Annotated in this window: 13 protein-coding genes; 12 read left to right on the plus strand and 1 reads right to left on the minus strand. The window is 45.8% G+C overall.

Features of this window, described 5'->3' with window-relative positions; genetic code table 11:
- The first annotated feature begins 2 nt into the window (after positions 1 to 2).
- From ATY38_RS12625 to ATY38_RS12650, 6 genes are all read left to right on the plus strand, one after another.
- Complete coding sequence (locus ATY38_RS12625) at positions 3 to 785, plus strand: TatD family hydrolase (RefSeq protein WP_062559612.1); 783 nt, start codon at positions 3 to 5, stop codon at positions 783 to 785.
- On the plus strand, positions 769 to 1,419 hold the full coding sequence (locus ATY38_RS12630; protein ID WP_062559613.1) for an ankyrin repeat domain-containing protein: 651 nt from the start codon (positions 769 to 771) through the stop codon (positions 1,417 to 1,419). Before ATY38_RS12625 ends, ATY38_RS12630 begins: the two co-directional genes overlap by 17 nt.
- 37 nt (positions 1,420 to 1,456) lie before the next feature.
- A complete protein-coding gene (locus tag ATY38_RS12635) occupies positions 1,457 to 2,197 on the plus strand; it encodes an SDR family oxidoreductase (RefSeq protein WP_062559614.1) in 741 nt (246 codons plus the stop codon).
- 21 nt (positions 2,198 to 2,218) lie between these two features.
- Positions 2,219 to 3,334 (plus strand): alanine dehydrogenase, encoded by a 1,116-nt coding sequence (ald, locus tag ATY38_RS12640; protein WP_062559615.1) that lies wholly within the window; start codon positions 2,219 to 2,221, stop codon positions 3,332 to 3,334.
- Between the two features lie 163 nt (positions 3,335 to 3,497).
- The gene (locus ATY38_RS12645) at positions 3,498 to 5,873 is read left to right on the plus strand and encodes a fatty acid cis/trans isomerase (RefSeq protein WP_062559616.1); all 2,376 of its coding nucleotides are present in this window, start codon (positions 3,498 to 3,500) and stop codon (positions 5,871 to 5,873) included.
- 68 nt (positions 5,874 to 5,941) lie between these two features.
- A complete protein-coding gene (locus ATY38_RS12650) occupies positions 5,942 to 6,223 on the plus strand; it encodes a hypothetical protein (protein WP_143023452.1) in 282 nt (93 codons plus the stop codon).
- 49 nt (positions 6,224 to 6,272) lie between these two features.
- On the opposite strand, the gene ATY38_RS12655 is transcribed toward ATY38_RS12650, so the two are convergent.
- Positions 6,273 to 7,934, minus strand: coding sequence for an alginate export family protein (locus tag ATY38_RS12655; RefSeq protein ID WP_062560208.1), 1,662 nt, complete (start codon positions 7,932 to 7,934; stop codon positions 6,273 to 6,275).
- A 296-nt stretch (positions 7,935 to 8,230) separates the two neighbouring features.
- Between ATY38_RS12655 and ATY38_RS12660 the strand changes: the two genes are divergently transcribed.
- The 6 genes from ATY38_RS12660 (at position 8,231) to ATY38_RS12685 (ending at position 14,037) form a co-directional block, all read left to right on the plus strand.
- Positions 8,231 to 8,665, plus strand: coding sequence for a hypothetical protein (locus tag ATY38_RS12660; RefSeq protein WP_082633043.1), 435 nt, complete (start codon positions 8,231 to 8,233; stop codon positions 8,663 to 8,665).
- Positions 8,666 to 9,172: 507 nt separating this feature from the next.
- Complete coding sequence (locus ATY38_RS12665) at positions 9,173 to 9,910, plus strand: hypothetical protein (protein WP_062559619.1); 738 nt, start codon at positions 9,173 to 9,175, stop codon at positions 9,908 to 9,910.
- A gap of 104 nt (positions 9,911 to 10,014) precedes the next feature.
- Positions 10,015 to 10,461, plus strand: coding sequence for a hypothetical protein (locus tag ATY38_RS12670; protein WP_062559620.1), 447 nt, complete (start codon positions 10,015 to 10,017; stop codon positions 10,459 to 10,461).
- Positions 10,462 to 10,499: 38 nt separating this feature from the next.
- Positions 10,500 to 11,000 (plus strand): TlpA family protein disulfide reductase, encoded by a 501-nt coding sequence (locus ATY38_RS12675; protein WP_062559621.1) that lies wholly within the window; start codon positions 10,500 to 10,502, stop codon positions 10,998 to 11,000.
- A 102-nt stretch (positions 11,001 to 11,102) separates the two neighbouring features.
- The gene (locus ATY38_RS12680) at positions 11,103 to 11,276 is read left to right on the plus strand and encodes a DUF4266 domain-containing protein (protein ID WP_235590298.1); all 174 of its coding nucleotides are present in this window, start codon (positions 11,103 to 11,105) and stop codon (positions 11,274 to 11,276) included.
- A gap of 40 nt (positions 11,277 to 11,316) precedes the next feature.
- Positions 11,317 to 14,037 carry a DUF3570 domain-containing protein gene (locus ATY38_RS12685; RefSeq protein ID WP_082633044.1) on the plus strand — a complete coding sequence of 907 codons (2,721 nt, stop codon included), beginning with the start codon at positions 11,317 to 11,319 and terminating at the stop codon, positions 14,035 to 14,037.
- The last annotated feature ends 37 nt before the right edge of the window (positions 14,038 to 14,074 follow it).

Genomic DNA, 14,074 nt, shown 5'->3' on the forward strand with positions numbered 1-14,074 from the left:
CCATGTTTATAGATTCTCATTGTCATCTGGATTTTCCCGATCTTGCCAAAGATCTTGATCAACTGCTCATTAACATGCAGGAAAATCAGGTGACGCATGCGTTATGCGTCAGTGTGAATTTGCCTGATTTTCCACGAGTACGTGCATTGGCGGAGGCGCATCACAATCTGTTTGCTTCAGTGGGTGTGCATCCTGATTACGAGGATGAGATTGAACCACACGCGAATGAATTGGCAAAATTGGCTCATCACCCCAAAGTCATTGCCATCGGTGAAACCGGTTTAGATTATTTTCGCCTGCAAGGAGATATGGAATGGCAGCGCGAGCGCTTTCGTCAGCATATTCGCGCCGCACTGGAGGTCAACAAGCCTTTGATCATCCATACGCGCTCCGCTGCGACAGATACTTTACGCATTATGCGGGAGGAGGGCGCTAGCCAGGTAGGGGGGGTGATGCATTGCTTTACCGAAAGCCGCGAAGTTGCCGAGCAAGCGATTGCAATGAATTTTTATATTTCATTTTCAGGTATCGTGACGTTTAAAAACGCGGTTGCACTAAAAGAGGTTGCCAAGAGCATTCAGTTAGATAGAATGCTGATTGAAACCGATTCGCCTTATCTCGCTCCGGTGCCATTTCGCGGCAAACAGAATCAGCCTGCGTTTGTGCGACATGTCGCGGAAGAGATCGCGCGTTTACGCGCAGCAGAGTTAAATGACATTGCTATTGCTACCACAAATAATTTTTTCAATTTATTTAAAATTCCTAGAAATGGCCTACCTACTTAGATTGCATATTCTGGCTTTATTCATAATCGCATTTCTCAGTTGGCCACTGACTGTTTCCGCCGGTATTCAGGAAGATTTGATCTGGGCAATAGAAAAAGGCAACTTATTCGAGGTCTCTAAATTGCTTAATAAAGGCGCTAATCCTGATATTTCCGATAATGAAGGCTACACGCCACTGATGATTGCCGCAAAAAATAAAAATTTGAAGCTCGCGCAGATCTTGATTGAAGCAGGCGCTAAACTGGATATTCGGAACGGTTATGGTGAAACAGCCATTATGTTGGCTAGCTACCAGGGCCAAACCGAGCTGGTAAAACAACTCTATATCAAGGGTGCGGAAATCAATCATGACGGATGGAACCCTATAATCTACGCCGCATCCGGCGGGCACTCGCAGATCATCCGGTTGTTATTGAGCGGCGGTGCCGATATTAATTCGGCAACGGACAATGGGACGACAGCGTTGATGATGGCGGCCAGAGAGAATCATTTGGATACGGTTGCCATGCTACTCGAGAATGGTGCAGATTTGACGGTTAAAAATGAGCATGGCGACAATGCCTTGGCTTGGGCTGAAAAACAAAATCATCAGAGTATCGTGAAATTCCTTAAAAGCTATGGCCAATCCAAGTAAATCGGTTATGCACACTGTCTCCTGGTAAAAATTTGCGATGCATTCCTTACATGGAAAAGTAGCGATTGTTACGGGTTCTGCCCGGGGAATTGGAGCGGAAATTGCGCTTACCCTAGCCCGTGCGGGGGCAAAGGTTGTCGTCAATTATGTAGAAAACAAAATGGCGGCAGATAAAGTTTGTGCGGCTATTGTCAAGGTAGGCGGCGAATGCAGTGCGGTGCAGGCCGATGTCAGTGATCCGGCTGCGGTACAAAAGCTTTTCACTGCAGCCGCTGAACAGTTTAATCAAATCGATATTCTTATCAATAACGCTGGAATCCTGCTGTTTAAGGAAATTTCTGAAATCCGCAACGAAGAATTCGAGCGCATCGTCGATATCAATTTCAAGAGCGTTTTTTATACCTTGCGTGAAGCGGCCGCTAAACTGGCGGATCATGGTCGCGTTGTCACTATCTCCAGTACCGTGACGCGCTTGATGTTACCTAAATACGGTGCGTATGCCGCGACCAAAGCTGCTGTGGAACAGTTGACGCGAATTTTTGCTCGTGAAGCAGGAAAGCGCGGCATCACTGCCAATATCGTTTCACCCGGCCCTGTAGATACGGAGTTATTCCGCACGGGAAAAACTGCAGCGGACATAGCGCGTATGTCCGGAATGGCTGCACTGGGGGGAATCGGTGCAACGGATGATATTGCCCAGGTGGTGTTGTTTCTAGCGAGTGATGAAGCACGCTGGGTTACAGGGCAAAATATTGGTGTCAATGGTGGAATCATTTAGTGAATAGGATTGGTAAATCAAATGCGTATCGGTGTACCGAAGGAAATTAAAATCCATGAATCCCGTGTGGGGCTGACACCAACTGCAGTGCGCGAGCTGGTTGCGCATGGCCATCAGGTCATGGTGCAAAAGAATGCCGGAATACAGATTGATTTGGATGATGGCAAGTATCAAAGTGCAGGCGCGGAGATCGTGGAGACGCCGCAGGAGATTTATGCCCAAGCGGATTTGATTGTTAAGGTCAAGGAACCGCAACCTAATGAGATTTCGTTGCTGCGTCAAGGTCAAGTGCTATTCACTTATCTGCATCTTGCACCCGATCCGGTACAAACTCAAGGATTGATAGATTCCGGCTGTATCGCCGTTGCTTACGAAACCGTTACCGATAGCTTCGGTGGTTTGCCACTGCTGGCGCCGATGAGTGAAGTAGCCGGACGCATGGCGATTCAAGCGGGTGCCCATGCATTGGAACTGGATCAAGGCGGCCGCGGCATGCTGCTTGGAGGAGTGTCCGGTGTTCCTGCTGCGCGAGTCGTAGTCATTGGTGGGGGTGTGGTTGGTACCAATGCCGCACGTATTGCCATGGGTGTGGAAGCGCATGTTACAGTCCTGGATAAATCGATCCATCGCCTGCAACAATTGGATTTCCAGTATGGTTCCAGAATCAATACCGTCTTTTCAACCGTGGATGCACTGGAAGAGCTTGTTTCAAGTGCAGATCTGGTTATAGGTGCCGTATTACTGCCGGGAGGCGCAGCACCTAAGCTGGTGACGCATGAAATGGTTAAACGCATGAATCGCGGTGCTGTTTTGGTCGATGTTGCGATTGATCAAGGGGGGTGTTTTGAAACTTCCAAACCTACTACGTTAGCCAACCCTCTTTTTACTGTCCATGGCGTGGTGCACTATTGTGTTTCCAACATGCCGGGAGCGGTTGCCAAGACTTCCACTTTCGCATTGAATAATGCAACCTTGCCGTTTGTGGCGGCACTTGCCAATAAAGGCTACCGTAAGGCGCTAATGGAAGATGCGCATTTGCGTAACGGCCTGAATGTTTGTCAAGGTCGATTGACGCATGAAGCAGTAGCGCGCGATTTGAAATTGGAATATACGCCGGCGACGGCTGTACTGGATTAAGTTTTATGATTTGAGATCCATTACTGAGCTTCCATAACGCTATTAAGTTCATGAGGTTGTGTCAGAGATGACTTTCTGGAACCGTCAGAAGCATGATTAACGATTCCTTTAAGCAACGATAAATCAGGGTTTCTTCGATCAATTCACCATATGGGGTTCATTCATGCGGATGTTTCGTCCATGCATGTATTTTGTAAGTTTGTTTTTTTTATTGCCTGCATGTCAAATTAATAACACTCTATTTTCCAGCATTGCGCCTGCACCGACTCCGATTGCTTTGCCAGCGCCCGCCGAAAATCCTGTTTCCTATGCTGAAGAAATCCGCCCGATTCTTGAGAAAAAATGTGTGACATGTCACAGTTGTTACGATGCGCCGTGCCAGCTTAATCTGGAAGGTGCAGAAGGGTTGTTGCGCGGTGCTTTCCGTGAATCAATCTACGGGGGCGCACGGACTGAGGCGATGCAGCCTACTCGATTGGGTTTCGATGAACAGACTATTTCCGGTTGGCGTGAGCGTGGTTTTTATTCTGTGTTGCACGCTGAGAATAAACAGTCGGAAGCGTTAATATCTAGCATGATTTCTCTGGCAAAGCAGTTTCCTTTTCCAGCGAACAGTAAATTGCCGGATTCCATAGAATTGGGCATTAGCCGGAAAAATCAGTGTGCCTCTAGTGAAAAATTTACAGATTATGCGCATGAATACCCCCTCAGTGGCATGCCGTTTGCAGTAACCGGCCTTAGCGACCAGGAATATTCCCTCTTGGCTGGCTGGGTCAAGCAAGGGGCAGTGATTCCGGATGAACCTGTCATCCTTACAAGCGATGAAAAAAAGGTAATTGAAGAGTGGGAGATGTTTTTCAATCAGAATGAAAATCGCAACAAGCTTGTGGCACGCTGGTTGTTCGAACATCTGTTTGTGGCATCTCTGTACTTTCCTGAACTGGAGGGAGCGCCTCGTTTCTTTGAGATATTGCGCTCATCGACACCATCGGGTACGGATATCGAACCGATTGTCACCGTCAATCCGAATGACGATCCCATGGGGCCGTTTTTTTATCGCCTGCGCCCGATTACTGGCAGCATCGTGCACAAGCGGCGTATTCCTTATCCACTGCACCAGGAAAAACAACAACGAATCAATGCACTTTTTTTTAATAAACCCTGGCCGATGGGAAATTTGCCAGGTTACAGTTATACAGAGCGTGCCAATCCATTTGTGACGTTCGTCGATATTCCGGCTTACGCCCGCTATCAGTTTATGTTGGATGATGCGGAATATTTCGTGCGTACTTTCATTCATGGACCGGTTTGCCGTGGACAGATTGCTACCGATGTAATACGAGACCATTTCTGGACACTGTTTCAGGATCCAGAGTCCGATCTTTTTGTAACTAATACCGCTTATCAACGCGAAGCTATTCCTTTGCTGGCAATGCCAGGACAAAATGATAATCTGCTTAAAATGGGTAAAAACTGGCTGCATTATCTTAAACGACATAATGACTATCAGGCGTTGCGTCAGAATCAGTATGTATCGCAACAACCGCAAGGCGCTTCGCTCGCGCATATCTGGGATGGTGCTGGTAAGAATAAAAATGCTTTATTGACTATTTTCCGTCACCATAATAGCGCTTCGGTGGTTGGGGGGCTTGTTGGCGATATTCCGCAGACACTATGGTTAATGGATTATCCATTGCTTGAACGAACTTACTATGAACTTGTGGTTAATTTCGATGTATTCGGTAACGTTGCGCATCAACTGTTGACCCGACTGTATTTCGACGTGATACGCAACGGTTCGGAACATAACTTCATGCGCTTGATGCCGGCCGGTCAACGTGAAGCCATTTTGCATGATTGGTATCAGGATTTAGGTAAGCTGAAGTTCGGGATTGTTTACGAAAGGATTGACGATGAATCGCCATCGGCAGAAATTTTTACCACAGAAAATCCGAAGCAAGAATTAGCCCATAGAATTCTTGCTCGTTTTCAATCTGTCAATACTATGCCATCCGATCCACTGAATCGTTGCCAGAACTCAAATTGCAGTCGGCCGGATGAACCACAGTGGGTGCAAAGCGCAGATGCAGCTTTATCTAACCTTGCAGCACGACCTGCGGCCGGGCTGAGTGGCATCAAGCAATTGCCGGAAGTGACATTTATACGCGTCACAAATGAGAAAAATGAGCGCACTGTGTATTCGTTGCTGCGAGACCGCGCGCATAGCAATGTTGCTTTTATTCTGGGGGAAGAATTACGGTATCAGCCTGAGAAAGATCAACTTACAATATATCCGGGTATCACCGGAAGCTATCCTAATTTTATCTTTGATGTGCCTGTCGCTCAAATCGGGGAATTTGTCACATTGCTTGGTAACGCAGAGAAAATGGAGCATTTCGAGTATATTGTGGAAACTTGGGGGATACGGCGTACACATCCGCAATTTTGGGAAATTCTACATGACTTTACTGCTTGGCAGAGCGAGAGACAACCTTTGATAGCGGGTATATTCGATATCAACCGCTATGAAAACTTTTAATATTGTTGATAATTCGATTCGATGAACCTGATTCGTAGTTATTGATTACTTCAAAGCTTTTTATTGCCATGCAACCTACTGTTATTATCAATCAGCATCGAAATACAGCATTAATTGTTGCTTCAAGCGGAAAGAAGCTGCTCGTTATTAAATTAAGTAAAGGGAAATTGGCGGTAACTTCACTTTCTTCGACAGAAATTAAAGATCAGGGTTATATCGTCAGTAATTATTCACCTAAATTGGCCGCGCAGTCTTATTTGCAACATGGTGCAGGGGTGGGCGAAAGGGCCAGAAAGTACCTGGAAAAGATCGCGCATAGCGAATTCTCGGATAAACTGATTTTTATATGAATGTTGACTTGGCTTAAGGTGTTTGAGTCTGAAAGATTTTCGGGGCGGTTTATAGCAAGCTGATTAATACTTCGAAATACAGGAAATCGGTATTGCCCGAGCGATGGTCAACACAGGGGTGTATGTTACCGCTTGCACAGGATGGGCTTGCTGCAATGCGGTTTTTCACGAAATCTTCAGCGGTAAAGTGAGTGTATCCGATAACAGCGTTGATTTTGGGTGTTACTTGATAACGGATGCGTCCTTCCAGGGAATGACCGGCATAATCCCCGCTTTGTCCGGTTCGATCGCGATTAAACCCAGGATCCTTAATGGTATTGCTGATGTTGCCGTCCAGAATATCGAACATGCGATCCCGTTTGCTGGCCAGAAAATACCAGGCATAGGTCAGTTCAAATCCTATTTTCTGCATCGGTTGAAGATCAAAGCGGATTTTAGGAGCCTTGAGGTTTTCATAAACAACATAGTGATCAGCAGACCAAGGTCGCGCAAATCCAAAAAAACGATCAAAGCGATTATCGACGCCGTCATTAGGATCACGATCGCCGCTGGCATAACCATAAAACCCCGTCAGACGAGGCTTCCATGGATGTTCAAAAGTCCGTCCCACTTCAACAGTATACCCTTGCGCATCTTGTCTCAATGGGCCGCTATATCCGAGCTGATGGTTATAACTGGCATCAAAATCAAAGAAATTACCCACCTTACCGTATGCACGGAATCCCGGCATATGGATTTCCCGATCTAACTGATTGGTGGCGGTAAAGCCATTCGGATCAGCCGATTGCTTCTGACCCATATAATACGGTTGTATGGTGACGATGTCAGACCATTTGCGCCAGTGGCCGATAGCACCAAAAAACCATAAGTGATCATTAGCTACATCAAATTTTGTTTGCAGGCGCCTGACAGGTTGCAGGCCAAATAGATCAAGCTCCCAGTCATTGACATCGCGTCCCAGATTTAAGCGAAAGCCTTCAAATGTATTGGTGGTATTGCGCCATTCATTGCGCGCGATAAAACGCCTATCGGTTGTTTCATAGGCCATCCGGCCTACGCGAAAGCGAATAGGTCGGTCCTGATTCCGATCGTCGACCCCAAGTCCTTTTTTGAAAAATAACTCGCCATAGGCATTCAGTAGATCATACTCATTTCTTTCCTGATCAGTGATGGCATGTTTATTATTAACCACTCTTGAATCCTGAAACTCTACTGCAAACCGGAATGGATCCAGGATATCTCTAATACCTATCCATGCACGATGCCGTAGAAATATCGGATTATCCTCGCCACCTTCAATGCGCCGAATGTCATTATTACGCCATTCATAACGCGTGCGATGTTCCAGACCGACATCCAACCAGGTTAAATCACTAAGCGCAGGGATCCCTATATCGCTTAAGCGACGTACATAGCGCGGCGGATCCGATTCCGGATTGGTCGCATAACCATCCGATCGCCGATAATAACTGGCTAGTTGTTTGTTTGCATCCGACTTTGATTCCGGCACGATGGCTGGCAATGACTTTGAGTGATCGACTGATTTATCGGCAGCTGTTTTTAAATCTGCGATACCTGTTTGAGCAATCCGCACAACACTTGATTTATCCATTCCACCTTCAATCAATGGCGGATTGCTTGAAGCCGCCTGAATCGGTTCGATAAATGCACTCAATGCGACGATGTGTAAAAAAAACCAAATAAATTTCACTTTATTCTCCTGCATGAATTACCTCGTAATGGGGTACGATCACTAAAATTTTTATTTTTTAATAAATTAAACGATGTTCAGTTAACTGTTTGGATTGTATAACTCGATTTACATCGAATAGTCGCAAAATTGACAGGGGCGAAAGATAGCAATTTTCTAATATAAAGAGAAATAATATTTATTCATTTTTTTATAATAAAAATATATATGTATAACTTATATTATGGTCATTATTTTTTTGATTCGGATAACGGCATTTTATTGTAACAATTGACCAATTAGGCAATATAAGAACTATGATTTCATTAGCAATAAATAGGTTAGTATTAAGAAGAAGATTTTTACTTACATTGCAGTGTTTGATTTGGGCAATGGTGATTTCAGGGTGTTCTGTTTTCATGGCGGCTAAACAACCGGAAAAAAAAGACATCGATTTATTAAAGGAAGGGGTGACCAGAACCCAATTAATCTCGGAATTTGGCGCTCCTGTGATCAGTGAATACAAAAACGGCAAGCGGTTTGAAATTTTTAAGTTTGTGCAGGGATATAGTACCGGGACCAAAGCTGGCAGAGCGTTTCTGCATGGTGCCGCCAACGTGGCAACATTAGGTCTTTGGGAGTTGGTTGGTACGCCGACCGAAATCACCTTTAGCGGTGACGATATGGCATTTCAGGTTCAGTACGACGAGAGTGATGTGGTTGAAGAGGTGGTTATTATTAAAAAGGAATAAATGATAATCCAGTATCAGCAATTGGAAAATGATCAAAATAAACCTCCGGTATAAACCGGAGGTTAAGGGAGGGATGCTTCAAGTAAATCAAATCATATATTTCTGAACGAATAGCAAAAAATTCAACCCGCCTTTTGCAGCTCAATATACTTCGTAAACATGGCTGATCGAACACGATCTGTTGTCAATATTAGTTTTCGATGCCTGAAAAATCAATGTGACAAAATGTCGCATCACTCCCAAATTTACACAAAAGCCTGATACAAATTGATCTGTCGATATCCTTGATTGCGAGGTGCGACAATTTGTCGCATTGTAATTTATGTTCAGGGGTTGGATAATCGAGCCAGTGGATAGAGTAATTGAGAATACATTGAATGCGGTAAATACAATGTGAAACTGCGGTTTCAAGATTCTAGAAGCTTAAGACAAAGATTGCATTGGGTTGCAAAAACCAGAAAAAACAGAGTATCAGATTCATCTGAACTAACTAAAAGAGGAATTGGAATGGCAAGTCATAATAAAATTAAATTTGTAGCAGGTACAGTGATTGCTGCGGCAATATCAGTCATTGGGCAAAATGTATTCGCGCATACTGTGCTTGAAGTACCGTTTATCGCTGAAGGTGTCAGAGTTACGAATAACGTTGTTGTCGGTCATGGCTGCGGGGAAATCAATGTCATCGGTACCAGCGTAGTGTTTCCCGATGGCGTGGATTCAACCATCACGGTTGATGGTCAGCCGCATGCCGGTGCATTGACCGATTTTATCCAAAACTGGGGAAATCTGAATACAAAAATATATAGCAAGGCTGTCTTTACCTTTCAAGGTGAGAAAACGGATGCCAATGGCAATGTTTCCGGTTTCTGGGCCGGCGGTGGTGATTCCTTGCCACATGATATGGCAGGCTTTATTCCTTTTAGAACCAGCGCAGCGATTATCGAACCAACCTCTTGCGCAGCCAGCGTGAAATTCCATGTATCGATCGTCGATATTTGTGAAATTACACCGGTTGATGGATTTAGTGATGAAACCGTTAATCGGTGGACCCTGGCGGGATTGGGCACACCTTATGATCGCCCGGAAGATGGTGCGGCTTCACTGACCATTACGCGGAGTGAAACCAATCCTCTACCGGATTCCTGCGGAGGAACAGGCCAGGTGGTTGAAGTCAAACCATCGGCGGCACAAATCAACCGGGATATGCCAATTATTTTTAATGGTAGTCAAGTTTGGCCGCAATAATTTGCACCATATTGTAGGCAAGGCGATCGCAGGCGTGTAAAAACGCCTGCGATTGGAACATTAAGGGCGTTATTAAGTATGAAAGCTATCGATGAGGTACGATCATGGCACAATTATTTTTTCAAAAAGCACTAACCATTATTTTTACTTTAACTGCGCTTGGGGTTGCAGGGGTCAGTCATGCGCATGATGCCGGAGCCACTATGGATCCTGAGGGTAATATCGCCAGTTTTACCGGCTATGCGCAAGTTACTTGTTCCTCTGATACGCACCGTTTGGTTGCCAGTGTTCAGGATACTTCGTTGCCACAAGCTAATTTATTCGTAAATTTGCAGATGATTAAAGGAATCAACGCAATCAGCACGACCGATCCGGTTTCCGGCGATGGCGTTTCTAGTCCCGAAGTGAGTATAGCGGGCGGTGGTGGCGCATATCTTTTGCTTGTGAACAAAACCGGCCCGGGTCCGCGCTCTTTTATTGTGTCATATCATTGTATGTCCATTAATAATGAGCATACGGACACGGGTATTCGGGTTAATCAATTTCAATAATGACATCATAGTGTTGTTGGATCATTGAGGTATTGGTTATGAAAAAAATTAAATTCTCTTATTTTGTTATTGCATTGCCACTTCTGTTTGCAAGCCCGTCTTTCGCGGAGCATCTGGAGCGGGCATCGTCTTCCTGTCACTTGACCACACTGGATGGTCAGCCCACTTATGATCTGCAGGAATTGAAGGGTAAAGTGGTCTACATGGATTTTTGGGCCTCATGGTGTCCGCCCTGCATAAAATCTTTCCCATTTTTGAATCAATTGGAACAGGATTTGAAGGATGAAGGTTTGCATGTGGTCGGTATCAACCTGGATGAAAAGGTTACTGATGCGCAAGAGTTTCTTGCCAAAAACCCGGTTGATTTTTCGATTGTGGCAGATCCCAGTAAACAATGTGCCAAAGTATTTGAGTTAATGGCGATGCCAACATCGTATTTGATCGATCGCAACGGGAATATTCGCCATGTTCATCAGGGATTTCGTTCGGGTGAATCAGAAGAATTACGTGCGCTGATTACACAACTACTGAAAGAGTAGTCTCCTGGCGGCCTTAATGTTTGCGTATTTCCAACTCCAATGATTAGACGAAATAATCGCGTTATAATTGCGAACTGTTTAATTCTTGCAGTGTGTGCTGTTTTGTCGGGCTGCAAGAGCGTGGCGCCTTGGGAGCGTGGCAATCTGGCAAAAATGCAGATGGAAATAGATCCTCATCCTTTGCAAAGCGAAATCCAATCACACAACTATAGCAGCCGGGAAGCGGCGCCCAGTCATAAATCCTCTTCCGGTGGCGGGGGGTGTGGCTGCTATTAAAGCTAAGTTCTTTCCGCAATGGCCATTGAGGTAACACAATTTGCATCGAAACAGTAAGAAGCCTCAGCGTCAACGCGGATATCGGCCATTCATCAACACCACGGAGTTAGTTCCATCAGCAAAATCAAGAAATACACTCCAGGCATTGACTTCCGCGGCATTGGTTTTGCCCGGCTTGTTGTTATCGTCGGGGCATGCAGCAGGAAAAGATCGAGTCAATTTTCAATATAGCCGTTATCAGGAAGGCGAACGTAACCTACTTGGCGCTCCCAATAATTTAAAACCCATTTCAGCCGATGTTTTGCATGGCAGCGGGATTTTTTCGCTCAGCGACCGCACCAAATTTACGTTTGGATATACCCAAGACACGTGGTCCGGTGCAACGCCGGTCACTATTACGCCATTGGCCACCGATGGAGGTAATCGTCCCTATACAGTTAATGGGACAGTGGTTGGTGCTTCTCCCATTCTCAACAGCAACATACTTTTAGATCGGGATTTAAATCCTATCGGACGCGATCCCATTACGAAACAATTAACTGGCGATATCGATACTCGATCGGTATTAGTCATGTCCTCTGCTTCCCCGGAAACACGCCGCCAGGCCAATTTTGGTTTGAGCCATGAATGGAACGAAGCAGCAATCAATGTGGGTGGAGGATTTTCACGGGAAAGAGATTATCAGTCGAGCTTTGGTTCTATCGGTGGCCGTCTGGATTTTAATCAGAAACTGACCAGTGTTAAATTTGGTGGGGGCTATACGTCCAGTAAAATCGGCGCCATTCTCGATCATGATTCATCGCCTTATATCACCAAAACTGCATACGAGTCGCAGATTGTCAGGCGCAGCGGTTCGGAGATTCTGCGAGGCGATCGGCAGGACTGGGTAACGAATATTGGTTTAACCCAGGTATTGAACAAGAATGCATTGATCGATGCTAATATCGGTTATACGCATAGTTCCGGCTTCCTGGAAAATCCCTATAAAGCCACTTCGATCATTTTTATTGACCCGGCAAGTTTGAACAATAGTTCGATTACGGGTGATGTACGCGCATTGATCGAGCAACGTCCCGATATTCGTAATCAGGTCGCACTAAATGCCAAATACATTCAATATATCAACTGGTTTAATGCCGCGATGCATTTGGGTTACCGGCTATCGGTCGATGATTGGGGAGTCAATACGCATACGTTCGACGCCAGTTGGGTGCAACCGATTGGCAGCAGCGGATGGACGTTGACGCCCCGGATTCGTTATTACTCACAAGATGCTGCCAGTTTTTATCGACCCTATTTATTTTCTCAACAAACCTATAGCAGACAAGCAGTTGATAGTTTGGGACGAAAAATCTGGGTTGATCAGAATAATATAACTAAACAGTATTTTGGCGAGACTCAATTTGATTTGGTTGACCAGAATGGTACTCCAGTTGATGGATTTCAGGTTAATGCACAACCTAAAATAACGTCATTCGATGCTGGAAAATTACCCGATCATTTTTCCAGTGATCATCGTCTGGCGGGATTTGGCGCATTAAGCGGTGGCGTGGTATTAAATAAAATGCTGGGCAAAGGTGTGGCACTGGAAGCCGGTTTTGAATACTATACCCGCGCCAGCGCGATGCAGGTTGGCAGTGGCGGGAACAACAGTTTTGCCGATTTTGATTATTATGTGGCGAATGCCGCGATAAAGTTTGATATTGAGCCGGCTACTTCCTCGCCGATGGTCGGCTCCGGCGGATCTTCCACACCGCATACGCATGCTTCGCCGCATCATCACGCGATGCCTCCTGCGGGGGTTATGTTTGGTCATATGCTCGATAAATCCGGAGATTTCATGGCGGGTTATCGGTTTATGTACAACTGGACCGGTGGAAATATGATGCATGGCACGCACAAAGTGAATGATCAGGCTATTGTTGACCAAGGTTGCGGCAGCGAATCTTGCCGGTTTGTGCCGACATTCATGGATATGCGCATGCATATGGTTGATCTCATGTATGCACCGACGCAGTGGTTCAATGTCATGTTGATGCCGACATTCATGGATATGGATATGAATTTGCGCAGGCTGGATGGGGCTCCGCCCCCTAAACCGGGCGTGCATGAACATACCGGTGCGGCCGGGCATGAGACCGGCGCAGTGGGGGATACTTATTTTTCATCACTGATAAAATTGCTGGATATTCCCGGTCATCGTGTGCACGTGAATCTTGGATTCAGCGCACCGACTGGGAAAGTGGATATCGAGCTGCGCCGCATCGCTAAGATTGATGGTGGATTGATCCACTTTGGCATGCAACTGGGCAGCGGCACTTGGGATTTTACCCCGAGCCTGACTTATACGGGTGACCATAACCGTTGGTCGTGGGGTACGCAATTCAGCGGTATCAAGCGTTTGGAAGCACAAAATAAATCCGGCTACCGCTTGGGTGACCAATTTCAGGCGACAACCTGGGGCGGCTACGACCTGACGCATTGGTTGACTGCCACAGCACGGGGTGCTTACACATGGCAAGATGTCATACATCGGGATTTTAACCAATTCAATGCGCGTATCGGCCCGATGGATTTTCCATCCAATTACGGTGGGCAATTTTTTGATCTGGGATTTGGTGTCAATGCGCGGATTCCAGGCGGACGTTTTGCCGGAAACCGGTTCGGAGTTGAGTGGTTGCAACCCGTCAGGAACGATTTCAATGGATTTCAGCTTGACCGGCAGGGAATGCTGTCGGCAACCTGGAGTTATCAGTTTTAACGGGTTGGGTCATTAAAAATTAATTTACTGAGTGGTT

Source organism: Nitrosomonas ureae (assembly GCF_001455205.1).
In the GTDB taxonomy this organism is placed as follows: Bacteria; Pseudomonadota; Gammaproteobacteria; order Burkholderiales; family Nitrosomonadaceae; genus Nitrosomonas; species Nitrosomonas ureae.